Raw genomic sequence first — 25,646 nt, 5'->3', positions numbered from 1 at the left:
CTTATGTCCTCCCAAGCCGACGTACTCTCGCCCAAAGCGCAGGTACAGCAAAACAAAGGCTCCCTGAACGCCGCCGGTTTCACCGATTACTACGACATCGACGGTTTGCTCACCGAAGAGCACAAACTCATTCGCCAGAGCATCCGCGACTTCGTGAAGCGCGAGATTTCGCCCAACATCGAGAAGTGGGCCCAGGACAATCATTTCCCCTCCGAAATCGTCAAGAAGTTTGGCGACGTCGGCGCGTTCGGTCCCACCATCCCCACCGAGTACGGCGGCGGCGGGTTGGACTACATCAGCTACGGCCTGATTATGCAGGAAATTGAGCGCGGCGACTCCGGCATGCGCTCCACCGCCTCGGTGCAAGGCTCCCTGGTGATGTACCCCATTTACGCCTACGGCTCCGAAGAGCAGCGCCGCAAGTACCTGCCCAAGCTCGCTTCGGGTGAGTGGCTCGGCTGCTTCGGCCTCACGGAGCCCGACCACGGCTCGAACCCCGGCGGCATGACCACCACCATCAAGGACATGGGCGACTATTACCTGCTGAACGGCGCCAAGCTGTGGATCAGCAACTCGCCCCAGAGCCAGGTAGCCGTGGTGTGGGCCAAAAACGACGAAGGCCGCATCCGCGGCGTTATCGTGGAACGCGGTATGGAAGGCTTCACCGCCCCCGAAATCCACAACAAGTGGAGCCTGCGCGCCAGCATCACCGGCGAGCTGGTGTTCGACAACGTGAAGGTGCCCAAAGAGAACCTGCTGCCCAACGTGGAAGGCCTTAAAGGCCCGCTCGGCTGCCTCGATTCGGCCCGCTACGGCATTGCCTGGGGCGCCATCGGCGTGGCCATCGACTGCTACGAGTCGGCGCTGAAATACTCGCTGGAGCGGGAACAGTTCGGTAAGCCCATTGCCGGCTTCCAGCTGCAGCAGAAGAAACTGGCCGAAATGATTACCGAAATTACCAAGGCCCAGCTCATGGTGTGGCGCCTGGGTACCCTCAAGAATGAGGGCAAAGCCACCTCGGCCCAGATTTCGATGGCCAAGCGCAACTCCGTGGACATGGCCCTGCATATTGCCCGCGAAGCCCGCCAGATTCACGGCGGCATGGGCATTACGGGCGAGTACCCCATCATGCGCCACATGATGAACCTGGAGTCGGTAATTACCTACGAAGGCACCCACGACATTCACCTGCTCATCACCGGTGCTGATATTACCGGCATTCAGGCGTTTAAGTAGGACGGAATTAATAAAGACGAAAACGGCCGTTCTTGTGTAAGAACGGCCGTTTTTTAGTTCTTGCTACTTATGTGCTATCAGCGTGTAACGTCTATAATTCTTTGCTTGACTTTGGTAGGGTGTTCTAAGCAGGAGCCGCCAATTCAGGGATGGTGGGAGCCTCCTGTAGTAAAGGGCGCAACCAAGCGACAGTGGGCCGAACGTAAGCTGCTGGACGATACCGTTATTCACCGGTTCATTCGAAGCTTGCTAAACCAAGGTGAATCAGGCCAACTTTATCTGAAGGGAACAACTTTGGGCAAAACGTTCTTTGACCGCTCTACAGCGCCCAAACCACCCGGGTGGAAGGGAAATTGGACCTACGGTAATACTCCTTCACTAGCTGCAGGAGCACTAGCCGATCTTGTGATTCAGGATCAAATTCTGACTGCGGACGATACGGTGTTTATACACCAACAGATAGCTACATCCTCCGCATATAGGCTTCAGGCCGAAATGTTGCCTGGCTATAAGTTGATACCTAAAGATACTTTGGAGAGCATTGCCGAGCGGTTGACCACGAAAGGCAAGAAGAGTAAGCTAGTAGATGAATTGGAGCAGCGCTACGGTACCAGCATGTTTGGACAGATTGCCATGCCTCTTTTTTCGCGTGATTTTCAGACGGTGATTGTGGAAATCAATCAGGTATGCTTTGGGCTATGCGGACGGGGAGAAATTTTTGTGGTACGTCGGCATAAGGGTAAATGGCAGGTGGTAAAGACCATTAGTGGGTTTATTGCTTGATTGTTTAAGAGTCACAAACAAAAGACCCAGCGCCGCCCCGATAACCGGGGCGGCGCTGTTTGCTTATTTCAGCAAGGCATCCTTGCGGAGCAAATACCGGGTTCTAGGCCCTTCCTCCACCGTGCTTACCAGCGTCCAGCCGTTCGTACTAAATTCGTTTAGCTTCTGAAGCTCTGCCTGGTACACTTTCAGGTTGGCAAAACGGATGCGGCGCTGCTGCAACGTGGTAGAATCGGCGGTGCCTTGTTGTAAGGACGCGTTGAGGGCCTTCTTCGGAATGCTGTTAAAATACGTAACGAATTCTTCGGTTTTCATGGTGCCGTCGGGCTCGATAACCGTGAGCGAAGAGCGCGTTTCCAGCATTCCAGCTTGCACTTCACGCACCAGCATTAAGTAACGGGCCGGCTGCGGCTGTTGGGCGTATGCCGCTGCACTTGCAAGCAGTAAGCCGATCAAGTAAATAACTTTTTGCATAAGGCGTTGAAGTGAAGTGGAAGATGGGATGTTGCCTTGCATTGGTAAGGCGCAGGAATCAGCGCACAAATTGGGCCATTCCCCAAACACCAGCAGCAACAACAGCCACACTTACCGCAGCTCCTCAAACGCGTACTGCGCCGTGCTCCAAAACTCGTCCAGCGCCATCAGGCGGGGTTTGAAGAACGAAATCAGCCGCGGCCAATCGTCGCGGTTGAACAGGTTGGCCGGCACCAGTTCCTGGTAAATGCGCGCAATGGGTTGGCCGTTGGCATCCTCCGCTTCGGGGGCCCAGGTCCAGGCTTCGCCGGTGGTTTCTTCCAGCATGGCTTTCAGTTCCCGGAACTGCTCGAAAAACAGTTCGCGCAGCCCAGCGTCGGGGTGGGTTATTTCTATGGCTATGCGGGCCTGCTTACCGTCGGCGTGCAGGCGGAAGTACACGTGCTTGAGGCCGGTTTTGTAGTTGATCCAGTTGGTGGGTACGCCCTCGGCCGATGGCACAGGCTGCATGTACTGGCCAAACGTGGTCCAAAACGCCTGGCGCAGGTGGGCCGCCTCTATTTTGCTGTACATGGGAGGCGAAGTGCGAAGTAGACGTGAAGGTACAATAGTCGCCTTACGCTGTAAGTTAGGCGCCAGATAACCGTTAAAGGCGCATGGGTTTAGATACCGTTGAGCTGATTCAGGCAACCGAGGACTACTTCCAAATTGCCATTGCCGATACCGAAGCCGAGCAGATAAGCACCGTACAGGACATAGCCGACATTGTATGCCGGCTACTAGGCTGCCAGGAAGCTGCTGAAAACGAGTCACGTGTGCACGGCGCGGTAGAGGAAGCCGTGCACCGGGAACTGCAAGCCGTGTATGGGCCTCCGGAGCCGCCGGCGGCTAACGAGCCACTCGCCCCGCTCTTACTTGCTGCTGATCAACAACCGGGAAAGCCTTTTTTGGAGCATCTGGCTCAGCAGAACGGCTGGCTTGTTCCGCAGTTACATGCGCCGGCTCCGCCAGAGTCAAGCTGGCTGTTTCGGTTTTTGGGCCGCAAGCCCGTACGCTGGCCCGATTGGACGGGAAACACCTTGGCCGAGCTGATTGGCTGGATCATCTCGCTCAACTACGCCGAGTTCTACGCTGGCCGGTTTTTCAATAACCCGTACGATGTCCTGCGGGCTGTAATTGGCATAGTCAGCGAGAAGTCGGGAGCGGAGGTTTGGGAGATTCATCCGCAAGACAGCTTAACCAGCGACTTGGGCATGGATTGACGCAAGCCCCAGACCTGTTAATTTGCGTCCACGCAACCCCTTCCGCCTATGTCCGCTAACTCTACTTCTGCCGCGCCGCTCGTACTTCTGGAATGCCTGGTGGCGGGCACCTCGCACCGCGACAACCTCGCCGAGCACGAGCCCAACCTTCAGCTCGATCAGGAACTCGAACTGCGCCGCGAAGCCGATAGCTCCTTCGACGACTGGGCCGTGCAGGTACACACCCTGTCCGAAGCAGGCGGTGTGTGGCTCGGCTACCTACCCGAAGGCCGTAACGAAACCGTGGCGCGCCTCCTCGATGCCGGTTACCGCATTACGGCGCGCCTCACGCATAAATCGTGGGAAGACGACTGGTTGTACCTTAACATTGAAGTGCTGCTCCACGCCTAGCATCACGCCGTAAAAGCGGGATGGGTAGAAGGTGAAGCAGGCCAACGAGTAGGCGCCCTGGTTGGTCGGAAGCCTTGATTGTTAACGTAACCAACCGGTTTTGCCATGTTGCGCACCGCCTTCCCCGACCTATTGTGGCTGAAGCGTGAAGTAGCGCACCGCTTCGCCGATGGTCGGGGCTGGCCCAGCGTTATCATTCAGGCGCGGCCCAGCGGCCCCGTGCATCGGCCTGACGTTTGCGGGCCTCTGTCGTTGTTCATGAATCTGGCGGGGGCCAGTACCTGCGCCGTGGGCCAGCGCCGCGTGCGCATCGAGACTGATACCTATTTTCTCTCGAACCGCGCCGAGCATTACACCCTTGCTGTGGAGGAGCCGGGCGAAACGGAAACCTTCAACATCCATTTCGGCGACCAACTGGCCGAAACGGCCCTGCGCGACCTAACTACCCCAGCCGACCGCTTATTAGACGACCCCCGTGGCCCTGCGCCGGCGGTGGAGTTTTATTCCCGGCTTTACCCCAAGGACGAATCCATACGTGCCCTCGTTGGCCAAATTCGCCAGCACGCCGAGGCGTTTAACGCCAATGCGCTGTTGCGCGAACAGCTGCTGCTGCAACTGGTGGCCCATCTGCTGGGGGTGCACCACCAGGCCCAGCAAGTGGCCGCCCAGCTCCCTGCCGTGAAGCGCGCCACGCAGCAGGAAATATTTCGGCGGCTGAGCTGGTCCGTGGATTACCTGCACAGCTACTACCCCCGCGACCTGAGCCTCGACGAACTGGCCGAGGTGGCGTGCCTGTCGAAGTTCCACTACCTGCGGCTGTTCCGGGCCCTGCACGGCCAAACGCCCTATGCTTACCTACGGCAGCTGCGGCTGCGGAAGGGGCAGGAACTGCTGCAGATTGGGCAGTTGCCCGTTGGCGCCGTTGCCGAGCTGGTGGGTTTCGAAAGCACCAGCGCCTTTGGCCGGGCCCTGCACCAAAGCACCGGCCTCTGGCCAAGTGCCTTACTTCCGCACGGCGGGGCAGCCGGTGCGAAATAGCAATTTTGGTAAACCCAGGCCCTGGTACGTCTCGCTACCTTAGCCTCGTAACCCAACTGCTCATTACCGCTATGGAAAACAACGTGTATTTGCTGGCTACCAGCCTGTTTGCGGCGCTAGTGGGGGCCGTATTGGGGCTGGTGCTTCTGGGCCTGCGCCACGGGCTTGGGCGTACTGCCCCTACCGGTGCTGCATCGGGCAGCCGCCTCCTTATTTGGGCGGGAGCGAGCCTGCTGATGTGGCTGGGGTTAACGGCCGCACTAGCCGCCGCGGGCCAGCTGCAGGATTTTGAGGCGCGTCCGCCGCTGCTCATGCTGCTGTTGCCGGTGCCGCTGGTAGCGGCGGTGCTGCTGGCCCGCTCGGCCGCCGTGGGCCGTTTGCTCGATGCGCTGTCCCCGGCGGGGCTTATTTACTTGCAAAGCATGCGCATAGTAGTCGAGCTGGTGCTGTGGCTGCTGTTCCTGGCCGGCGTGGTGCCCAGGCAAATGACGTTCGAAGGCCTGAATTGGGACGTACTAACGGGCCTAACGGCGCCGGTGGTGGCGTATTTCTGCTTCACGCGGCCACGCTGGCCCTGGCAGGTGGCGCTGGGCTGGAATATTGTAGGGCTGGCTTTGCTCGTGAACATCGTTGCCGTTGCCATGCTCTCGACGCCCATGCCGTTTCGGCAATTCATGAACGAGCCGGCTAACACGGTCATAGCCCATTTCCCCATGGTCTGGCTGCCGGTGTTCATCGTGCCGGTGGCTTACACTTTGCACGTGCTGTCCATTCGGCAATTGTGGCGCCGCGCTCAGGCAGCTTCCCGCCAAACTTCAGCGCCGGTAACCAGCGCATCCTCAACTTTAAGCGCCTCAGCAAAAGGTGCCTGAGCGCAGCCCGGTTTATAGCAGATCGGCCAGGGCTACCACTTCCTCGCGCGCTTCGTTCATGCCGGGCTCGTCTTCGAAATTCTCCTGCACGAATTCCACGAAGCCCGCAATCATAGAGCAAATGATTTCCTGGCTTCGGCTGAAATCGTCGGCTGTAAACGGGGCTGGCGCGTCCTCGGCGGCATCGGGCTCTGCCATGGCTTTTTGCCAGTGCAGAATATCAAGCACGTTCGACACCAGCGCCATGGCCAGTACCTGGGTGGCCTGGTAGAGTAGCAGCAGGTCGGGGAGGGTGAAGCTGATGGGCTCTTCGGGTGCGGCGGCCTGCAGGCGTGCGCTCATGTCGTCCAAAGCTGCTGCCGGGCAAGCCGATAAGCCCGGCAGCGCTTGCGCAAACGGGTGCCGGGTAAGCAGCGGCAACAGCTTGGTAATGCTTACCGACAACCGAATCATGTGCAGTTGGGCTTCCAGAAAGCCCATATCCAGCACCGGCTCCTCTTCCGGTTCAGCCGCTTGCAGGGCCAGCTCCTGCATTACGTCAACCACCGTTAGGGTATCGGCGAGCCGGGCAAACAGGCCTTCCACCTGCAGGCGCATCAGGTCGGGGTCGTCGCCCTCTTCCTGGTCCATGAATTTGCTCACCGCCTCCATCAGCACCGCCCCAAAAGAAAGCGTATGGGTGTGCAGGGCCTCTACTTGCTGCTCGTCAAAATCCACGTCTTGCCGCAGATACCGCATAATGGGCTGTGCCAGCGGGCTTTCCAACGCCAGTCGGCCCACCAGCAAATACGCGTAGAGCAGGTGCGGGGCTTCCAGAAACTGACGTTCCAGGGCCTCAGTGCTGTTGATGGCCGAAATCAAACGGGTCTGCATCAAATCGAGGCCGGTAAGCGCCGTTACTTCCATCGGCAGCGGGTCGGTGGGGCGGGTGAACAGCTGCATGCACGCCATGCCGCACAGATTCATACACGGGGCCAGCCGCTCGAAAAAATCGGGTGGAAACTGGTTAAAGACAGAAGTAGACGGTTTGGCCATAGACAGGGGAAGAGCGCGGCATAAAAAGGTAAGAAACTTGGCGCACACTTCGGCATCAGAGAAAACAGCCACCGGGGCCGGCTAAATAATTTGGCTGACTTTGGCTTAAAAAATTAGCAAAAAAGCGGGCGTCATCGAAATGATTTGGGTGAGAGTAGTGTTATTTTACCTCTGAAACATCCGATGGACGAACACACTCCGCACGCCATGCGCGAAACCTACCTCACCGGCGGCTCCTCCCACATGGACCCCACCGAAAAAGAAATTGACAAGGCCCTGCGCCCGTTGTCGTTCGACGACTTTGCCGGCCAGGACAAAGTGGTGGAAAACCTGAAGGTGTTCGTGGCCGCCGCCAAGCAGCGCGGCGACGCCCTCGACCACGTATTGCTGCACGGCCCTCCCGGCCTCGGCAAAACCACCCTCTCGCACATCATTGCCAACGAGCTGGGCGCCGGCATCAAGATGACCTCCGGCCCGGTGCTCGACAAGCCCTCCGACCTGGCGGGCCTGCTCACCAATCTGGAGCAGCACGACGTACTTTTCATCGACGAAATTCACCGCCTGAACCCCGTGGTGGAAGAGTACCTGTACTCGGCCATGGAGGACTACCGCATCGACATCATGCTCGATTCGGGTCCGAATGCCCGTTCGGTGCAAATTTCGTTGTCGCCGTTCACGCTCATTGGCGCCACCACGCGCTCGGGCATGCTCACCTCGCCGCTGCGCGCCCGTTTCGGCATCAGCTCCCGCCTGGAGTATTACGACGCCAAGCTGCTCACCAGCATCGTTCAGCGCTCGGCCGAAATCCTGGGCACGCCCATTCACGAGGATGCCGCCTTCGAAATTGCCCGCCGCTCACGCGGTACGCCCCGTATTGCCAACAACCTGCTGCGCCGCACCCGCGACTTCGCCCAAATCAAAGGCACCGGCACCATCACCGTCGATATTGCCCAGTTTGCCCTCAACGCCCTCGACGTCGACCACCACGGGCTCGACGACATGGACAAGCGCATCCTGTCCACCATCATCGACAAATTCAAGGGCGGCCCCGTGGGCATCAGCACCATTGCCACGGCCTGCGGCGAAGAAGGCGAAACCATTGAGGAAGTCTACGAGCCCTTCCTGATTCAGGAAGGCTATATCAAGCGCACCTCCCGCGGCCGCGAAGCCACCGAAGCCGCCTACAAGCACCTCGGTCGCCCGCTGCCCCAGCACATGCGCGGTAACGTAGCCGGCGACCTGTTCACGCAGGAGTAGGCGCAACGCATTACAAGGCAAAGGCCCCCGGACGGTTCGTTCGGGGGCCTTTTGCTTTTACCGGGCCGGGCGGGTTGCGGCAGGCTAACGATGAATCCTGGCCGGGAAAGCAAAAAAAACATGTTTTATTGTTTACCGATAAATATTTATTGATAATTGCAACGGGCAGAGCGTTCCGGCACGGGGCCGGAGCGGGTGCTGCTTTCGGGGCTTATCCAACAACTTCGTTTATGAAGCCACAATCGACGTTCGTTCTGAACCTAATGCACGGCGTGTTCTGGGTTGTTTTCATTGGGCTGTGTATCCAGACCGGAGCAATCCTGATTTCCTTTTTCGTGAGCCTGTTCATTAACCCCAGCGGGGCACAGGACCTGTACATGGGGCTGGATTTATCGGAGCTGAGCAGCTTTAGTGTCGAGCACTACGCCGGCGTGGTTTCATTCACGGTTTACCTTCTGGCCATGAAAGCCTACATGGCATATCTGGTCATTCAGATTTTCCGCAAAATCGACTTCGCCACGCCGTTTAGCCCGGCAGTAGCCCTGCTGATAACTAAAATCAGCCAGGCCGCTTTGCAGGCGGGAGTAGTTGCGCTAATAGCCGGGTCCTATTGCAAATGGCTGACGAAAAGCGGTGTGGCGGTACCTGTAGGTTGGTCGGGCGGCGAGTTTTTGTTCCTGGCCGGCATCATCTTCATCATCGCGCAGGTGTTCAAAAGAGGTACCGACATTCAGTCCGAACACGAGTTGACGGTGTGACCCATGCCGATAGTTGTAAACCTGGACGTTATGATGGCTAAGCGCAAAATGACGTTGAACGAGCTTTCTGAGAGGGTAGATTTAACACTTGCTAACCTCTCTATTCTAAAAACCGGCAAAGCCAAGGCCGTGCGCTTCAGTACCCTGGAATCCATTTGCAAAGCTCTCGATTGCCAGCCGGGCGACATTTTGGAATACCGATAGGAGATGCCTGGCACGGCCTGCAGACTTCGCGGCCGCCCGCTGCCCAGCATGTGCGCGCTAACGCAGCCGGGAATTTGTTCACGCAGGAGTAAATCCTTTGTTCTTTTGTAAAGCGGCCGAAAGTACCATTCGGGGAAGCTTTCAGCCGCTTTTTTGCGCCAACTCACTTATCAGCCTAATATGCAATTCGAATTAGTACGAAACGAAAATGGTGAACACCAAATAGGAGGACCTGTTCCGCAAGACTTCTCTATACCAGCAAATGAGTTTATTGCAGGATTTCAATACTTAGGCTACATCGACAATACTGATCCTGTATTAGCTTGGCTGCCTTTTAAGGTGAACCTGATACATCCAATTTATACCGATGAGTATGCGGTCTATTTGGATTATACTAACCCGGAAAGCCCAACGATAATTGAACCGCAAGACACGGCTGCTTCAACCAGCGCCTTCGACGAGATTGACAGTAATTCGCAAATCGTATTCGAAGCAGTGAAAGTGAGAGCGGAGCAGAATGATGAAATCGACGAGTTTGAATACATCGGCATCTGCGGTGAGCCCGAATGGCTGCAAGAAGCGGTTATCCCCATTTGTCCCAAAAGTGGCAAACCAATGCGGTTCGTGTGTCAGTTAGGCAGCTTCAGCGAAATCAGGGCTACCTACAGCAACATTGAACCCACTCCAAATACAGCGGAGTATTTCGAGAAGTTGAATTTCTGGTGCGATGGAAACCTCTACATTTTCATGGAACCGACAACCAGAACCATGTGCTACACCATGCAAAACACTTAGGGCGGGCGTACAAACAACAGCGCTAGTGCTGTTAGCTGCTCAGCAACCCGCAAGCAACTACGCCCAAACGAACCGTTTGGGCGTAGTTGCTTGTTGGCGGCACGTGTAGCGCCAAGCGCCGCTTGGCGCTACATTCTCCCGACCTTTGCCCGCATGCTCGCCTCCGACCTCACCCGCCTCGAATACACCGCCTTCATCAAACGCCGGGCGGCGGAGCTGGGCTTTATGGCGTGCGGTATTTCGCGGGCAGAGTTTTTGGAGGAAGATGCCCCGCGCCTGGAGCAGTGGTTAGCAAAGGGCATGCAGGGTCAGATGCGCTGGATGGAAAACCATTTCGATAAGCGCCTAGACCCGCGCCGCTTGGTAGATGGGGCCAAATCAGTCATATCCCTGCTGCTGAATTATTACCCCACCGAGGAAAACCAGCAGCCCGACGATACCTTTAAAATCAGCAAGTACGCCTACGGGCGCGATTATCACCACGTTATCAAAGACAAGCTAAAAACGCTGCTGCAGGACATGCAGGCGCACATCGGCGAAGTGGGCGGCCGCGCGTTTGTCGACTCGGCGCCGGTCCTCGACAAGGCCTGGGCCAAGAAAAGCGGCCTGGGCTGGGTAGGCAAAAACAGCAACCTGATAACGCCCGGCGCCGGCAGTTTTTACTTCATTGCCGAGTTGATTGTAGACGTAGAGCTAACCTATGATGGCCCCATTCGGGACTACTGCGGCTCCTGCACCCGCTGCCTGGATGCGTGCCCTACGCAGGCCATTACCGAGCCCTACGTGGTAGACGGCACCAAGTGCATCAGCTACTTCACCATCGAGCTGAAAGACCAACTGCCGCAAAGCGTAGCCGGCCAGTTTGGGAACTGGGTATTCGGCTGCGACATCTGCCAGGACGTGTGCCCCTGGAACCGCTTTTCGCGGCCCACGCAGGAAACGCAGTTTCAGCCGCACCCCGGTTTAAAGGACATGCGCCCCACCGACTGGCAGGAAATAACCCACGAAGTGTTTAATGAATTGTTCCGGCACTCGGCCGTGAAGCGTACCGGCTATGCGGGCCTCACGCGCAACATTCGGTTTGTAGCCGGGCCCGGCCCGGGAGCTGGGCCGGCCACCGAACCAAGCTAGGCCAGGCGAACCTGTGCAAACACGCGCTTAAGCACGCGGCGGTAGAGTTTGGAAAACTGTGTATAACACCAAGCCTTAAGTTGCTTTACTTCTTCGGGGACCAAGGTCCGAAGTGCTTTGCGAAGTTCTTTCTCAAACAGCGTCCGGTCGAAGCTAACTTTGATCAGAATGGTCTTCACGTATTCCAACATGATGCTCAGGGTAAGTAGGTGGGGAAATTGGTTGTGTAGTAGGCTAGCGCGTCCCTATACGAATAGAAACAAAAAAGGCTAACCCGGCAGGTTTGAGCAGCGGCGATTCAATAGAAAGTTACAACAACAAGGGACTTAAATGCAAGTAAAACTTGAATTTTAACCTAACGCTAATCCACAAAGAAGCCCCGCGCTACAGCAAGTAACGCGGGGCTTCGGCTTTTGGTACCTGGCCCAAGCTGTCCTACCAGTTGTTAATAGGTAAACCGGGCCAGCAGGGTTTCAACGGCTGGAATGGTCAGCGGTTCGTCGAATGATTCGGTAATGGGAGGGAGTTTATCGGCGGTATCGTAGCCGGTGAGCTTGGTAATGTCCTGCTCGGTGGTGGCCGTTACAAACTGTTTTACGCGGTCTTCGCCTTCGTAAAACCGGTCGGTTTTGCCGGGAACCGGGCCACCTGTATCCAGGCCGGAAACCCAAGCTTTCTGGCCGCGAAGCCGACGGACGTGAGCCGCATGGCGGGCTTCCACGGAGTGCATGCGTAACACGAGTTGCAGCAGCGCCTCGTCGTTAGCCAGTACGGGTAGAGCGGCTTTGTATGCCCGCACCCCAAAGTCCTCCAGGGTTTGGGCTACCGCCAGAAACGTAGCCGGGTTGGTAAACACATCGGCAGCAAAAATGGCATTGCCGGGGTTATTGGCCCCGCCCCGGAAGTCGTAGTTCGGTTGGGCTGGCAGCGTGCCGCCCGAGTCGCGAAGAATGTTCTCCAGCTTGGTAACATGCGCCGTTTGGTGTGCTTTAAGCACCTGTAAATCGGCGTTCAGGCTGGCAAGGTTGGTCGAAGCTGCGGCGCGGGTGTAAAATTCCTGCTGAAGCCGTTCCAGGCGCAGGGCCAGCAACAGTGCATCTAGGGCGTTACCGGTGCGTTGAGCGGCAGCAGGCCGCGTAGCGGCCACACTTAATGCAATGGGCGACAGCGCAGCAGCGGCGCGGCGAAGCTGTTGCAGCGTGGGACGTCGCGAAATGGAACTGACCGAATCGGCCTGGCTCAACGCATCGAGAAAGGATAGAAAGTTCATGAGCGGTAGGCGATGATCAGCTTGTGGGCAGGAATGCGGCGGTGAAGGGAATAGAACTGAACTTGTTCAGCTCCACCACACCTTCGGTTGGCGTCAGCACTTTGTCGAGGCCTTCGGTGTTAACCACGTCGGTGCCGGCAAAGGAACCGGGCGTTAGCAGGTTGCGCACGGTAGCGGCGTGGCGGGCCTCCACCGACGTGATCTTGGTCACCAGATTTAGGTTGAGGAAGGTGCTTATCAGGTTTCCTACGCCGTTCATGGCCGCTACGCCTAGGTCCTCCAGCTGCCGGGCAGCGGAGAGTACACCCTGGCGGGTGGTCATTTCAAAAGAGGCAAAGCTATACTGCACGGCCAGCAGCAACGCTACCTGGGAGTTTTGCTCGAGCAAAGCCCGTAGAAAATCCCGCTGAACCTGTTCATGCAGGGCTATTTCCTTGAGCACGTCCAGTTCGGCAGTGGTCATGCCCGTGGGCGGCGCCGTAATTACTTTTTGGTAGAACTCGGCCTGCAACTGCTTGAGGCGGTACAGGTAACTCATAATGCCCACGTCGCCGGCACCCAGCGACAGAAGGTTACTGGTCGGAACGGGTTCAGGGTCGTCGTCGCCACAGGCGGCTAGCACCAACGAGGCAGCAACGGTCGTGCCCGCGGCACGCAGGAAACGACGGCGCGATGGCAGCGCGGAAAACGTAAACGAGCTGTTTGTGACGGGCTCAGCCATGAAAAAACGAAAGAAGAAAAACGGGCAACAAATGCAGCGCCCCAGTAACAAAGGTAACCCGATAACGCGGGATGCGCCAAGGTAGTGAGCCCCGGGACCGGGCAACGGTTGCACGCGTGGATTTGACACCGAAAGGACCACGATTAATCCATTCTGCGCAGGTGCATGTCGTCTGCTGGCCTTGGTGAAGTTGGAAGAGACGTAGTTGATACAACGTTCGGCCTGGCGTTTTATCCCGCGTTTCCGCCAATTAACGCGGCAGTACCCTCTCTTTCGCAGTAGTGACCCTGCATGGTTTTGCGTGCACAGTTAGGCAAAGGGGCATTGCCGCCAATCTTGCCTAAAAAGAAAAAGCCAGTTCTGGGACAGAACTGGCTTTACAAAGGCATAGCTTCCGTTATGGAAGAATAAAGGGTGTGGCAATTTCGCGAACTTTAGCGCTATCCAAAGCCTCATCAAAGGCCTCACTGACTTCGGCCGCCGTGTAAGCCGGCGTTGCCATCAGCGTGGTAAGATCGACGTTGGCTTGACTGACGTTCGATTCGGCCGGGAAAGCCGCACCATTACCTGCACCGTACACCGCGGCGGGAGCCCCGTTGTTCTGCGCGAGGGTAATCCAACCGAACTGGTTGCCGGCACTGCCACTGGAACCCAGGGCAGGTTGCCGCCGCAGATACCGAACGTAGGCCGCGTGACGGGCTTCGGTAGCGTGAATCTGGAGCGCTACCTGCAACACGTTAACCGTACCGATGGCTACCGTGCTCGTTTGACCGGCGTTGGTAACGCTAACGGAGGGAATTGTAGCCGTAGCAGTGCGCGAGATGTTACCCGCTTGGCCTTTGTAAGCCCGCACGCCCAGGTCTTCGAAGGCTTGGGCAAACGTCAGGAAAGTAGGCAGGTCGGCGTAAGCAGCCGTAAAGTTAAAGCCTCGCGGGGCGGCAGCGGCGTTAGTGCCGAGGGCCGCTTCCAGCAATTTCACGTGGGCGTTTTCGTTGTCGCGGATTTTTTCGATGCCGGTCCGTATGCCTGCGTTGCCCGTAAAGGCCGCGGTGAGGGTGGGGGCTTGCAAGGCCTGGATATAGAAAGCAGCTTCCAAACGCTCCAGCAGCAGGGCGTAGTTCAGCACATCGTTCAGCGGGCTGCCAGCGCCTTGCGCCAGGGTTTTGTTGAAGGCAGCGCCCAGTATGGCTGGAGCCGTGGCCAGCGTAATTTTCTTGGTGATGTTGCCCAGAGCCGCCAGCGCACTACGGCGGTGGTTGAGGCGGTCCATTACTTCGGGGTCCACCTTCTCTAGGTCAGCGAGGATTTTGAATAGATTCATGGTCGTTCGGAGATGATGTGGGTGGATTAGCTACCGATCTGGCTGCCGTTGATTCGCTCCCTGATAAAGGGTTGGGCAGCGGCCAGCACTTCTGTGGGCGTCAGGGCACGGTCGAGGCCCACGGCATTAACCACATCGTTGGCAAACGACCCTAACTGAATGATGTCGCGTATCTGGGCCGCATGGCGCGCTTCCACCGATACAATTTTGCCGGCCAGTAGCAGGTAAGTAGCCCCGGCCGCATTCGACGTATCAATTAGCCGGCCGGCACCGTTGTACGCCGCTACGCCCAGGTCCTCAAAGGTGCGTGCCGTTTCCAACACCGATTGGCGGCTGCTAAAAGTGACGGCGGAGAAGTTTGGCGTCAGGTTGCCAATGATTTGCCCGGGCGCGTCTCGGGTGATGGCCGCTTTGAAAAAGTCCCGGTGAATGGCTTCGTGGCGGGCAATGGCGCGGAGCGCGGCTGTTTCGTCGGCCGTAATGCCGGTGTACGGCGTTGCTATTACTTGAGCGTAAAACGCAGCTTCAAGCTGTTCCAAGGCGTAAGCGTAGTTCAGGACGCCTACGTTGCCGGTGCCTAGTTGTACCTCGGCCGTTACGTCGCCTTCGTCATCGTCGTCGCAGCCGGCTAACAGTAAGCCGCCGACGGCAAGCGTGGCACCGGAGTACCGCAGGAAGGAGCGACGCTGAATGGGCTTTTGAAGCGCTCCTCCGAGGTCCAGGCCGTTTTCGGGCGTTTGCAAAGGTGTGGACATGGGGATAAACAGTTAGGTGAAAAAAGACAAAGAGGCCCCGTTCAGCCCCTGGAGAGGGGTCCGTGAAACGAAAAGATGAAAGGGGCGGGAGTGTATTTCACCCCACTTACGGCATATTAGTGAATAATGGTTTGCGCGCGACGTCCATTTTTTCTATACCGAAAGTGCTATCAGCCCCAAAACGCCCCGTAAAGGTTTTAGAAGGCTGATAAGCTGCTTTTTATTATTCGTAAAATAACTTGGTAGTAGATGAAAATTATATGGGCCTTTTGCTCGTTTTCTGTATTGCGTTGTGGTTTCCTGGCCTGTCGCCTTCCAGGGCCTAAGAATGGTGGAGGCACGAAGGCAAGTCAGATGCGCCGCACGAGACCGGTGCTCTTGTAGCAGGGGCTAGCGGGTGCTCTGGATTGGTAAGCGCAGGAACAAAGCGGTTCTGCTTAACCTTTACGACCAAGACAACGGCTGCCGGGGAACCGGTTTGGTAAGCAGCCTAAAAGCAGCGCCATCGTTGAATTGTCGGGCGTCCGACGCCGTTAAAAGGGCTGCCATTGGGCGTTGCCTCTTACGTTGGGAGCCGATGAAATCCGCTTTTGCGTAGTTTTGATAGAATGCTGCTTCGTCTGATTCTCTTTCTGGGGTGGAGCTGGCTAGCGACCGGGGCTTGGGCACAAACCCTGCCCGCTACTCCTCCCGCGGCTGTGGCGCCGCCGACCCAAGCACCGCCTGCCGGCCAGCAAGCCGTGCTGGAACTGGGGCGCACCACGTTTCCGGTAAACGACTATTTCACGATTTCGCTTCGGTTGCGCGGAGCGAAGCTCGACCGTTATTCCGCCTTCCCCGACATCGTGGGATTTAAGAAAAGCGGCAAATCATCGACCACCACTACGCGCATCGTGAACGGTAAAGCCACCGTTGAGCTGTTGCTCACGCAGCGTTACGCGGCTTACAACGAAGGCGATTTTGAGCTGCCGCCTTTCACGCTCACGGTAAACGGGCAGCAGGTACGCTCGGTGGGGGCTGCGCTGCACGTGGAGCCGCAGCCTGCCGTGGCTGCTACGCCCGCTGCGCCGCAAAAGCCCGCACCCTTGCAAGGCATTGGCTCTTTGGACGAGCTATTTGGCAAGCCCAAGCCGCAGGAGTACGTGGAACAGCAGGACAACGCGTTTCTGGCCGTGGTGCCCGATAAAACCAGCGCCTGGGTGGGCGAGCCGGTGCACATCGGGCTGTATTTCTACCTCGCCCCCGCCGATCAGGGCCTGCTCGATTTCCACCGCTTTTCCGAACAATTGCCGGCGCTTATCAGCCAGCTGCGGCCGGCCACGGCTTGGGAAGAAACCTTCGACGAAACCGACATCGTGCCCGATTCGGTGCGCATTAACGGCAAACCCTTTTTGCGCTATCGGCTGCACGAGGCCGTGTACTATCCCCTGAACGCGCAGCCGCTGCAGTTTCCGGCCCTCAGTCTCGAAATGAAGAAATACCGCGTGGCCAAACGCCCTGTGGAAGGCACCGACAACCGTTTGGTAGGCTACAAAACCTACCGAAGCCAACCGCGCACTATTCCCGTGCGACCTTTGCCCGCTGCCGGTGCCGGGCCCGTAGCCGTGGGGCGCTACCGCCTGCAGGAGGGTATCGACCGCACCGCGTTTCAAACCGGACAGGCCATAGGCTATTCCATTACACTCACCGGCGAAGGCAACCTTGCTGCTCTGCCCGCGCCCACGGTAACCTTGCCACCGGGACTAGAGCTTTACGGGCCCAATGTGCGCCAGGAAGTAACGCGCCAAAACGGCCGGGTAGCCGGCCGCAAAGTGCTGCGCTACCGTTTAGTGGCCCGGCAGCCCGGCACATACCGCCTGCGCGAAGTGTTTGCGTTGCCCGTGTTCGACCTGAACCAGAGCCGCTACGATACGCTACGGCCGGAACTGGTGCTTACGGTTAAAGGAGACACGGCCCACGCTACCCCGGCCGCCGCCTACATTCGGGCCGATCCGTTCTACGCCCAACAGATTGCCGCCGCCTCTAACAAGCTGCAAGACCTCGATACCCCGCAGAAAACCCGGCGCTACGCTTTTGCGGTGGTGGGCATCCTGGGCGTGCTGGCGGTGGTGGGTTGGTGGCGTGCCGGCAGGGCGTAACTTCGGCCCCATAAGCTGCGCTGGTCACCGGTGCGGTAAGCGCCGCGGCTGCCTTAGGAGCGGCCTTTTCATTTCGACACTTCATGAGTAATTCCTACGGACAGCTTTTCCGCATCAGCACGTTTGGTGAATCGCACGGAGCGGGTATTGGCGTGGTTATCGATGGCTGCCCAGCCGGGCTGGCCGTGGACCCAGCCGCCATTCAGGCGGCACTGGACCGGCGCCGGCCGGGGCAATCGGAACTGACCACGCCGCGCAACGAGGCCGATACCGTGGAGGTGTTGTCGGGCTTGTTTGAAGGGCAAACCACCGGTACGCCCATCGGCCTGTTCATTCGCAACGCCGACCAGCGCAGCCACGACTACACCCACATTCAGCACGCCTACCGCCCCTCGCACGCCGACTACACCTACGACCAGAAATACGGCCACCGCGACTACCGAGGCGGCGGCCGCAGCTCGGCCCGTGAAACCGCGGCGCGCGTAGCCGCCGGGGCCGTAGCCGCTGAGCTCCTCCGCCACCACGGCATTCAGGCCCGCAGCTACGTGTCGCAGGTGGGCGCGGTGGCGGTGCCTATGGGCTACGAGCAGCTCGACTTGAGTCTGATTGATTCAAACCTGGTGCGCTGCCCCCATCCCGAAACCGCCGAGCGTATGGCCGAGCTCATTCGCCAAACCCGCGACCGGCACGACACCGTGGGCGGGCTGGTTACGGGCGTAGTTACGGGGGTGCCCACCGGCCTGGGCGAGCCGGTGTTCGATAAGCTCCACGCCGAGCTGGGCAAAGCCATGCTCAGCATTAACGCCGTGAAGGGCTTCGAGTACGGATCGGGCTTCGCGGGTACGTTGCTCTTTGGCTCGGAGCACAACGATGCTTTTTACACCGACGAGCAAGGGCAGGTACGCACCCGCACCAATCATTCGGGCGGTATTCAGGGCGGTATCAGCAACGGGCAGGATATTTACTTCCGCGTGGCCTTTAAGCCCGTGGCTACCATCCTACAAGCTCAGCAAACAATAAACGACCAGGGCGAGGCCATTGAGCTGGCCGGTAAGGGCCGCCACGACCCCTGCGTGCTTCCACGCGCCGTGCCCATCGTGGACGCCATGACGAACCTGGTGCTGGCCGATATGCTCTTGCGCGCGCGGGCCAGTCGGGTGTAGGTGCCGGGCAAGGGCCGCTGCTTACCGCCCAGGCAAGTGCACGATGAGCGTGGCGCCCGCGGCTCCTTGGGCATAAAATGGCAATACTAATGCTTGGCTGGAGAGGTCTGGGCGGCCGGGGCGCAGGCGCTGCCAGGCACGCTGCGTTGTGCGCTTAATGCCGGGGTAAGCCAGGTACACCAGCTCGGTGGATAAAATGCCTACTCCGGCGCCGGCCAGCACATCGGAAAACCAGTGGTTGTCTTTGGCAATGCGTAGCGCCCCGGTAGCCACCGCCATGGAGTAGCCGGCGGCGGTGTACCAGCCGCTGCGGTGGCCGTATTCCTTGTGCATAAAATGGGCCCGGGCGAAAGCCGCGCTGGCATGGGCACTCGGGAACGAGTCGAAGGAGCGCCCATGCGGACGGGATACCGCCGTCAGACGCTTCAGGTGGTGGGTGCTTTCACCGTTGAGCACGTGAATCATGCCCAGCAGCAGCGCCTGATCTATGGTTTTGTGCCGGCCCTCTACGCCCAGTACGCTCAGGCCCAGGGTAGCAAAGCCGGGCACGTAGCGCAGGTGGTCGTCGAGGGTAGTGCGGAGGCCGGCAAAGTGGCGGCGGGCGCGGGTACGTATACCTTTGTCGGGACCCAGTTTCAGGTCCTCTATCTCCAATTCCAACTCCCCGATTTCCAGTAGCTCGATATCTTCTATGTACAGGTCCTTGCGCAGCAGGGCACCGGCACCCACCAGCCCCGCAGGCAGCACCAGCTGCCGCCACCACAGCGGGCGGGCCGCTACCAAATCCTTGACCGGCTGGCCCGGGGGCAGCGTATCGCGGAGGCTGGGTAGGAGGTCAACGCCGGGGAGGGAAACCGGTGCCGTTACCTCCTGGGCTTGTCCGACCAAGGAGCCCGTCATCAGCCCTAGTAGCAGGAACACGCGCCAAAAACTACGGCCAGTACATGTCATAGTCATAGAGGAATGCGAGCGGTGAACCTGATGAGTGGCAGCTTAGGGTGAATGTTTTAACGGCCAAGTTGCCGCATTTGAGCGGTTTTAACAGGCAGTTAAACGTAGGGGTTTTGGCAAGAATATAGAAAACGGTAGCTCACGCAATGAGCTGGCATTACCGCAGGGTTTTTCTCAGGGTAGGCGGTTAGTCGGCTGCTTCGGCAAGCCAGCTTCATTGCTGCTTACTTCTTATCCTGCTTGGTAGTTGCTGATGGATGCTTCATTGAGTGTGCATGGTCGGGTTCCAATTTGCACGTTGCGCGACCATTCCTCCACCTTGAAGAAAATAAACATGGCCTGGTCCTACTTCACCGGACTCGGCAGTATCCAGCCGTTATGGCCCAGGCTCCGCCGGCAAGCCAGCAGGTTGGTGGTGGGCGCAACCAGTGGTTGGGCCGGATGACCGTTCAGACTCAATTCGGAGTGGCAAAACACTGCCAAAGGCGTCAGGCCACGCCGGCGGTAGTCCGCGGCCAGTAGGTGCGCGAACTGCAGAAGCAGGTCGGGACTGTCGGTGAGTTTGTTGAGCTGGTTGCGCGTCAGGTAAGTATCGGGCCACACCATGTCTTCGCGGCCACCGGGCAATTGCACCCGGAAACGGGCCGTGCCGGACTTGGCGCGCAACATCAGGTGCCAACTGAAGCGGTGGCCCTCTTCGGTCCAGTGGGCGTCGGCCGGGTATAAAAAGTGCCGCAGAGGCAGGAATACCTGCACTGCCACGAACCCCGCCAGTACAGCCAGCACCAGGCGGCGCGTGTGGCGGGGCGGCAGTGCGGGAACGGAACCGCCAGTTGGGTTCAGGGTACTGAGTGAAGCGGGAAGGCGCGTGCGAAACCACCGGCCCACAAAACCGGGCAGGTGGCGCGGAAAGTCCGGGGCAAAGAACAAGCTCGTTATCAGCAGCGAAAACCACGGAAAGGTGCCCAAGCCGAAAATGACCACGTTCAGCAAGTGAAACAGCGCCGCGGCTGCAAATCCCCACGGCCGCGTACGTTTCCAAAGCAGCAACGGAACCACCAGCGCATCGAACACCAAGCCGCCGTAGCTCATCAGCCAAGGCGTAACAGGACTGGCCAGCAGCCCGCCAATAAGCGGATAATTAGCCTTGGCCGCCAGCCATACGGACAAGGGCCGTGCCTCCAGCCAGTCCGGATTTACTTTGGCCAAAGCGGCAAACACATAAACCAGGCTGATCTGAAACAGCAACACCAGGCGTGTCCAGGCCGGGACGGTAGCGGCGGGCACTACGCGGCCGGCGCGCACATCGGCGGAGGCGGCGCGGTGGGCCGGCAGCACGGCCAGCACGGCGGCCACCAAGGCGTAGAGGTAAAAGTGGTTGATGTACTCGGTTTCCTCCAGCAACATCAGCAGCACGTACCCCAAACTGAGCAGTGCGGCCGCCAAACGGTAGCGGAAGCCCGCGGCCACGGCAATGCCGGCGGCTACTACCAGCGCATATATGCCGTAGATAACGATGGGGGGCGGGTGCGGCAGCCATTCCCAGCCCATGTAGCGCAAGTGAAACTGTGGATCGATGTAGTTGCGTACCCGCCCCAGCACCATGCCGCCGGCGTGTTCCAGCGCCAGCAAAACACCTGCTCCCAGCCGGAAATACACCAGCCAAGCAATATCAACGGGGCGAAACAAGGTGTGCGTGAGCCGTAATGCGGGCATAAGGTCTGCAGTCAGCGTTCTGCCTTGAACGTTGGCCGGGCAATGTTACGGCACCGTACGGCTTGCGGCCGAAGACTTGCTGTGAAGTCACGGGGCAGGAGGGTAGCTGCGGTCATTCCACTACCTTTGCAACCACCAGCCGCTCGTTGCGGTTATACCATTGTTCCGCCCTGCGGCGGCCTTCTCTAACGACATACGTAGCACCGTCTCATCATGAATACTACTGCCCCCGCCGGCTCGGTGTCCATATACGCCGAAGCCTCTCCGAACCCCGAATCGATGAAGTTTGTGGTAAACACGCAACTCCTGAGCGAGGGGGTAAGTGTTGACTACCCCAGCGCCGAAGAAGCCAGCAACTCACCGCTGGCCCAGGAGCTGTTCAAGTTCGATTACGTGGGCCGCGTGTTCATTGCCGCGAACTTCGTAACCGTTACCAAAACCTCGGAGCACGGCTGGACCCAGCTCATTCCCGAGCTGCGCACCTTCCTGAAATCGTACGTGGAGTCGGGCGGCCCGATTTTCCTCGTCGACCCTGCCGCCGAACAGCGTGCCGCTCAGCAAGCCGCCGGCGCCGACCACTCGTTGGAAGACCAGGAAACCGCCCAGAAAATCATCGATCTGCTCGATAACTACGTGCGCCCCGCCGTGGAGCAGGATGGTGGCAACATCACCTTCAAAAGCTACCGCGAAGGCGTGGTTACCGTGAACCTGCAAGGCTCGTGCTCGGGCTGCCCCTCGGCTACGGTTACGCTTAAGTCGGGCATCGAAAACCTGCTCAAGCGCATGGTGCCGCAGGTAACCGAAGTGGTAGCCGAAGGCGTTACCGCCAGCTTCTAGAGTAAATTTTACGCTTTCAGTTCTTGAAAGCGAGCAACGCAAAACGCCCGGCCTGTGAGGTCGGGCGTTTTGCGTTTAAGGGCCAGCCGGAGCGGTTCGTTGAACTTGCAGCTTGGGAGTACAAGCTTGTGTAGATGCCGCTACGCCTGCCTGGCGCTTAAGGTCTAAATAACCATTCTATCCCTTTAGGTTATGCCCATTGATTAGCTGAAGAATGGCAACTAATCCTAAACAACTCCGACGCAGCTGCAAACAACAACGCCCAGCCGAGTAGGCCGGGCGTTGTTGTTTGCAATGCTTTCCTGCGCTTACACAGGAGCGAGCCGGCTATTGGATAGCCGTCGACAGCTTGGGGGCGTCGGCATCGGTGGGCGTGCCCACGTGGCCTTTTTGCTTGTCGCCGTACGTGTCGAGGATTAGCGGAGCTGCAATGAACAGCGACGAGTACGTGCCGGCCAGCATACCAATAATCATGGCAAACGAGAACGAGCGCAGCGTTTCGCCACCGAAGATGAAGAGCACAACAACTACCATCAGAACGGTAGTGGCGGTAATCATGGTGCGCGAGAACGTGCTAACCAAGGCCGGGTTCACCACCTGGGCAAACGTCAGCTTCGGGTTTTCACGCAGGTACTCTCGAATACGGTCATAGATAACTACGGTGTCGTTCATGGAGTAACCCAGTACCGACAGCACGGCCGCCACAAACACCTGATCCATTTCCAGATTCAGGCCCATGGCCCGCGCAATGGGGTAGGTGGCAATAATGAACAGGGCATCGTGGAACAGGGCCACAACGGCGGCCATGGAGTACTGCCACTTCTCGAAGCGGAACAACACGTACACGAAAATGGCCAGCAGGGTGAGGCCCAGGCTCAGTACCGAAGTGCGTTTGATGTCGTCGGCAATGGTAGCGCCTACTTTCGAGGTGCTGCGGATTTGCGGGTTATCGGCGCCAAACTGCTTCAGGCCTTGCAGCAAGGCAGCTTCTACTTTCTTGTCTGCTTCAATGCTTTCGTCATCGGCCAGGTAGCCGGTAGTGATACGCAAGCGGTTGGCCGATCCGTAGGTTTTTACCTCGGTACCCGCACCCTGGAAGTCATCGACCAAGGCTGCGCGTACGTCCGACGAAACCTCAGCCTTGTTGAAATCGACTACGTAGGCGCGGCCGCCGCGGAAGTCTACGCCCAGGTTCGGGCCGCCTTGAATGGCCATCAGCACAAAGCCGATGGTGATGTAAAGTGCCGAGCCGATGTAAGCCAGCTTGCGCTTGCCCACGATGTCGAAGTTCACGCCTTGGAACAGCTTGCGCGACAGGAACGTGGAGAAGGTAATGGCCGACGTTTCCTTGCCTTTGGTGAGCCACTCAATGATGAGGCGCGACACGTACACGGCCGACAGGAACGAGGTGAATACACCAATGCCCAGCGTTACGGCGAAGCTTTGTACCGGACCCGTACCGAAGAAGCCCAGGATGATGGCTACGATAAGCGTGGTAACGTTCGAGTCAAAAATGGCAGAGAAAGCGCGTGAGTAGCCTTTGTTAATGGCGTCCTTCACCAGCAAACCGTGGCTTAGTTCTTCTCGAATACGTTCGAAGATCAGTACGTTGGCATCAACCGAAGTACCAATTACGAGTACCATACCGGCAATGCCGGGCAGCGTGAGTGCGGTGCCGAACTGGGCCAATACACCCAGGATCAGGAACATGTTGAAGAGCAGAGCGGCGTCGGCTACCAAACCGGCACGGCCGTAGTAGAAGGCCATGAACAGCATGATAACTGCCAAACCAGCCAACGACGAGTACAGGCCCTGGTTAATGGCTTCCTGACCGAGTGACGGACCCACTACGGCTTCTTCCACGATGCGCGTGGGAGCTGGCAGTTTACCAGCCTTCAGTACGTTGGCCAAGTCTTGCGCTTCTTCAATGGTGAAGTTGCCCGAAATGCTGGAGTTGCCACCGGCAATTTCCGACTGTACCACCGGCGCCGAGTACACGTAGTCGTCAAGCACAATGGCTACCTGCTTGCCAATACTGGCCGCGGTCAGTTTCTGCCATTTCTTAGCACCCGAGGGGTTCATTTGCATGCTTACCTCGGGACGGCCGCCCTGGTCGTAATCCTGACGGGCGTCCGATACCACGTCGCCGCCGAGCGGAGCATTAGCACCGGGCTGCTTGCGAATGGCGTTCAGCTGCAGGTATTCCTGGCCTTCAATTACGGTCGGCTTCACGTCCCACAGGAACGTCATGTTGGGCGGCAATACCGCCTTTACTTCAGCCGAAGCCAGCAGGTCGTTTACACGGGCGGTGTCGCGCAGGTTGGCGCCCAGCGTGCCGGGCATGGTGAAGTATTTCGCCAAGCCCGAGCCAGCTTGTTGAGCCGTTTTGGCCGTGTCGGTAGCGGCATTTTTCTTGGCCAGCTGAGCAGCCAGGGAGGTAGAGTCGCCAGCGGCAGCCGTAGCGGCCGTGTCGGTAGCAGCCGTGGTGGCTGCGGCCGTAGTGGCGGGCTTGGTAGCGTCGTCTTTGGCTTTGATGATGGCGTCGAGCTGAGCCAAGTAAGGGTAGAACTCGTCCTGCTTGTACACTTCCCAGAACTCCAGCTTGGCCTGGCCTTGCAGCAGCTTGCGCACACGGTCGGGGTTGTCTACACCGGGCAATTCAATCTGAATGCGGCCGGTGCCTTTCACGCGCTGAATGTTTGGCTGGTTTACACCGAATTTATCCACGCGGGTACGCAGAATGCGGAAAGCGCGGTCAATGGCTTCTTCCACTTCCTTGTCTACCTCCTGCAGCACTTTCTGGTCGGTCGAGTTGATGTCGATGCCGCGGCTCTTGTTGGTGGTGTTGGCAAAAATGCGGGCCAGCTTGTCGCCGGGCGCTACTTCGCGGAACGACTGCGCAAACAGGGCCGTGAACGACGTGCTCGGGTTCTGCTTCTGCAACTGCTGGGCGCGCTGAATGGCTTGGTTGAACTTAGGGTCTTTGGAGTTGCCGGCCATGGCCCGCACAATCTCCACCGGCGACACTTCCAGCGTTACGTGCATGCCGCCTTTCAGGTCAAGGCCGAGGCCCAGTTCCGAAGCGCGCACGTCGCGGTAGGTGTAATCAACACCCATAATGTTGGTGACCGGAGCACGCCACACCGAGTCGAGGTAGTGCTGGCGCTGCTGCTGGTCTACCCGGCCGTTGCGGGTGGCGTATTCCACGGCGTCGTTCTGCACACGCCGCGAAATGGCCGTAAAGTAGAGGAAGTACACGCACAACGCCGACACGATAAGCGTCAGCGTAATGACTAAACCTTTGTTACGCATTGAAAAGAAGGTAGGATGTTGCTGGAAAAGCTGCCCGCCACATAAGTCGGGCAACAAGCGAATAACCCAGGGCTGAAGCCAAAGCGGATTTTCGGAAAGGCAGTCCGTTTATGTTCGGAAGCTGCCGCGGCCGCCGCAGAGGCAGGCCAGCGCAAGCACAGGGCTTGCCGGGTACCGGGGTGTTGACCTCAGCGGCTTTTAACTCGTTTGGTCAACCGGACTCGGTA

General features: G+C 58.4%; 25 protein-coding genes. 14 read left to right on the top strand and 11 right to left on the bottom strand.

What is annotated here, in order from left to right; genetic code table 11:
• Positions 1-3 precede the first annotated feature (3 nt).
• Complete coding sequence (locus tag ABD903_RS05340; RefSeq protein ID WP_345222073.1) at positions 4-1,236, top strand: acyl-CoA dehydrogenase family protein; 1,233 nt, start codon at positions 4-6, stop codon at positions 1,234-1,236.
• 69 nt (positions 1,237-1,305) lie between these two features.
• Positions 1,306-2,019 carry a hypothetical protein gene (locus tag ABD903_RS05335; protein WP_345222072.1) on the top strand — a complete coding sequence of 238 codons (714 nt, stop codon included), beginning with the start codon at positions 1,306-1,308 and terminating at the stop codon, positions 2,017-2,019.
• A 63-nt stretch (positions 2,020-2,082) separates the two neighbouring features.
• Here the strand turns inward: ABD903_RS05335 and ABD903_RS05330 are convergent, their stop codons facing one another.
• The gene (locus tag ABD903_RS05330) at positions 2,083-2,493 is read right to left on the bottom strand and encodes a hypothetical protein (protein ID WP_345222070.1); all 411 of its coding nucleotides are present in this window, start codon (positions 2,491-2,493) and stop codon (positions 2,083-2,085) included.
• A gap of 111 nt (positions 2,494-2,604) precedes the next feature.
• On the bottom strand, positions 2,605-3,066 hold the full coding sequence (locus ABD903_RS05325) for a DUF4268 domain-containing protein (protein WP_345222068.1): 462 nt from the start codon (positions 3,064-3,066) through the stop codon (positions 2,605-2,607).
• 83 nt (positions 3,067-3,149) lie between these two features.
• Here ABD903_RS05325 and ABD903_RS05320 point away from each other — a divergent pair, with 83 nt between their 5' ends.
• The 4 genes from ABD903_RS05320 (at position 3,150) to ABD903_RS05305 (ending at position 6,055) form a co-directional block, all read left to right on the top strand.
• Positions 3,150-3,755 (top strand): acyl carrier protein, encoded by a 606-nt coding sequence (locus tag ABD903_RS05320; protein WP_345222067.1) that lies wholly within the window; start codon positions 3,150-3,152, stop codon positions 3,753-3,755.
• 48 nt (positions 3,756-3,803) lie between these two features.
• Positions 3,804-4,145: an HIRAN domain-containing protein gene (locus tag ABD903_RS05315; RefSeq protein ID WP_345222066.1), complete on the top strand. Its 342-nt coding sequence runs from the start codon at positions 3,804-3,806 to the stop codon at positions 4,143-4,145.
• 105 nt (positions 4,146-4,250) lie between these two features.
• Positions 4,251-5,183: a helix-turn-helix domain-containing protein gene (locus ABD903_RS05310; protein WP_345222064.1), complete on the top strand. Its 933-nt coding sequence runs from the start codon at positions 4,251-4,253 to the stop codon at positions 5,181-5,183.
• Between the two features lie 71 nt (positions 5,184-5,254).
• Entirely contained in the window at positions 5,255-6,055 is an 801-nt protein-coding gene (locus ABD903_RS05305) for a hypothetical protein (protein ID WP_345222062.1), read from the top strand.
• 12 nt (positions 6,056-6,067) lie between these two features.
• Here the strand turns inward: ABD903_RS05305 and ABD903_RS05300 are convergent, their stop codons facing one another.
• Entirely contained in the window at positions 6,068-7,090 is a 1,023-nt protein-coding gene (locus ABD903_RS05300; RefSeq protein WP_345222060.1) for a hypothetical protein, read from the bottom strand.
• A 207-nt stretch (positions 7,091-7,297) separates the two neighbouring features.
• Here ABD903_RS05300 and ruvB point away from each other — a divergent pair, with 207 nt between their 5' ends.
• From ruvB to queG, 5 genes are all read left to right on the top strand, one after another.
• Positions 7,298-8,347: a Holliday junction branch migration DNA helicase RuvB gene (gene ruvB / locus ABD903_RS05295; RefSeq protein WP_345223092.1), complete on the top strand. Its 1,050-nt coding sequence runs from the start codon at positions 7,298-7,300 to the stop codon at positions 8,345-8,347.
• A 230-nt stretch (positions 8,348-8,577) separates the two neighbouring features.
• A complete protein-coding gene (locus ABD903_RS05290; protein ID WP_345222058.1) occupies positions 8,578-9,105 on the top strand; it encodes a DUF2975 domain-containing protein in 528 nt (175 codons plus the stop codon).
• A gap of 3 nt (positions 9,106-9,108) precedes the next feature.
• Complete coding sequence (locus ABD903_RS05285) at positions 9,109-9,309, top strand: helix-turn-helix domain-containing protein (protein ID WP_345222057.1); 201 nt, start codon at positions 9,109-9,111, stop codon at positions 9,307-9,309.
• A 180-nt stretch (positions 9,310-9,489) separates the two neighbouring features.
• A complete protein-coding gene (locus tag ABD903_RS05280) occupies positions 9,490-10,104 on the top strand; it encodes a hypothetical protein (protein ID WP_345222055.1) in 615 nt (204 codons plus the stop codon).
• 153 nt (positions 10,105-10,257) lie between these two features.
• Positions 10,258-11,235, top strand: a complete 978-nt coding sequence (gene queG, locus ABD903_RS05275) for a tRNA epoxyqueuosine(34) reductase QueG (RefSeq protein WP_345222053.1) — start codon at positions 10,258-10,260, stop codon at positions 11,233-11,235.
• Here the strand turns inward: queG and ABD903_RS05270 are convergent.
• The 5 genes from ABD903_RS05270 to ABD903_RS05250 form a co-directional block, all read right to left on the bottom strand.
• On the bottom strand, positions 11,232-11,426 hold the full coding sequence (locus ABD903_RS05270) for a hypothetical protein (RefSeq protein ID WP_345222051.1): 195 nt from the start codon (positions 11,424-11,426) through the stop codon (positions 11,232-11,234). The two genes, queG and ABD903_RS05270, sit on opposite strands and share 4 nt — an antisense overlap.
• Before the next feature lie 254 nt (positions 11,427-11,680).
• Positions 11,681-12,505, bottom strand: coding sequence for a ferritin-like domain-containing protein (locus ABD903_RS05265; RefSeq protein WP_345222049.1), 825 nt, complete (start codon positions 12,503-12,505; stop codon positions 11,681-11,683).
• A 16-nt stretch (positions 12,506-12,521) separates the two neighbouring features.
• Positions 12,522-13,226 (bottom strand): ferritin-like domain-containing protein, encoded by a 705-nt coding sequence (locus ABD903_RS05260; protein WP_345222047.1) that lies wholly within the window; start codon positions 13,224-13,226, stop codon positions 12,522-12,524.
• A 397-nt stretch (positions 13,227-13,623) separates the two neighbouring features.
• Positions 13,624-14,547 carry a ferritin-like domain-containing protein gene (locus tag ABD903_RS05255; protein WP_345222046.1) on the bottom strand — a complete coding sequence of 308 codons (924 nt, stop codon included), beginning with the start codon at positions 14,545-14,547 and terminating at the stop codon, positions 13,624-13,626.
• A 26-nt stretch (positions 14,548-14,573) separates the two neighbouring features.
• Positions 14,574-15,302, bottom strand: coding sequence for a ferritin-like domain-containing protein (locus tag ABD903_RS05250; RefSeq protein ID WP_345222044.1), 729 nt, complete (start codon positions 15,300-15,302; stop codon positions 14,574-14,576).
• Between the two features lie 608 nt (positions 15,303-15,910).
• Here ABD903_RS05250 and ABD903_RS05245 point away from each other — a divergent pair.
• Positions 15,911-17,440 (top strand): BatD family protein, encoded by a 1,530-nt coding sequence (locus tag ABD903_RS05245; RefSeq protein ID WP_345222042.1) that lies wholly within the window; start codon positions 15,911-15,913, stop codon positions 17,438-17,440.
• 83 nt (positions 17,441-17,523) lie between these two features.
• Positions 17,524-18,603 carry a chorismate synthase gene (gene aroC / locus ABD903_RS05240; RefSeq protein WP_345222040.1) on the top strand — a complete coding sequence of 360 codons (1,080 nt, stop codon included), beginning with the start codon at positions 17,524-17,526 and terminating at the stop codon, positions 18,601-18,603.
• Between the two features lie 21 nt (positions 18,604-18,624).
• Here aroC and ABD903_RS05235 read toward each other — a convergent pair whose 3' ends face one another.
• Both ABD903_RS05235 and ABD903_RS05230 read right to left on the bottom strand, forming a co-directional pair.
• Entirely contained in the window at positions 18,625-19,560 is a 936-nt protein-coding gene (locus tag ABD903_RS05235) for a phosphatase PAP2 family protein (RefSeq protein ID WP_345222038.1), read from the bottom strand.
• A 339-nt stretch (positions 19,561-19,899) separates the two neighbouring features.
• Positions 19,900-21,270, bottom strand: coding sequence for an HTTM domain-containing protein (locus tag ABD903_RS05230; protein ID WP_345222037.1), 1,371 nt, complete (start codon positions 21,268-21,270; stop codon positions 19,900-19,902).
• A 213-nt stretch (positions 21,271-21,483) separates the two neighbouring features.
• On the opposite strand from ABD903_RS05230, the gene ABD903_RS05225 reads away from it, so the two are divergent.
• Entirely contained in the window at positions 21,484-22,107 is a 624-nt protein-coding gene (locus ABD903_RS05225) for a NifU family protein (protein ID WP_345222035.1), read from the top strand.
• A 327-nt stretch (positions 22,108-22,434) separates the two neighbouring features.
• On the opposite strand, the gene secDF is transcribed toward ABD903_RS05225, so the two are convergent.
• A complete protein-coding gene (gene secDF, locus ABD903_RS05220; RefSeq protein ID WP_345222033.1) occupies positions 22,435-25,419 on the bottom strand; it encodes a protein translocase subunit SecDF in 2,985 nt (994 codons plus the stop codon).
• Positions 25,420-25,646 lie beyond the last annotated feature (227 nt).

Origin of the sequence: Hymenobacter koreensis, assembly GCF_039541855.1 — a bacterium.
In the GTDB taxonomy this organism is placed as follows: Bacteria; Bacteroidota; Bacteroidia; order Cytophagales; family Hymenobacteraceae; genus Solirubrum; species Solirubrum koreensis.
This window is presented reverse-complemented; position numbering and strand designations above follow the sequence as displayed.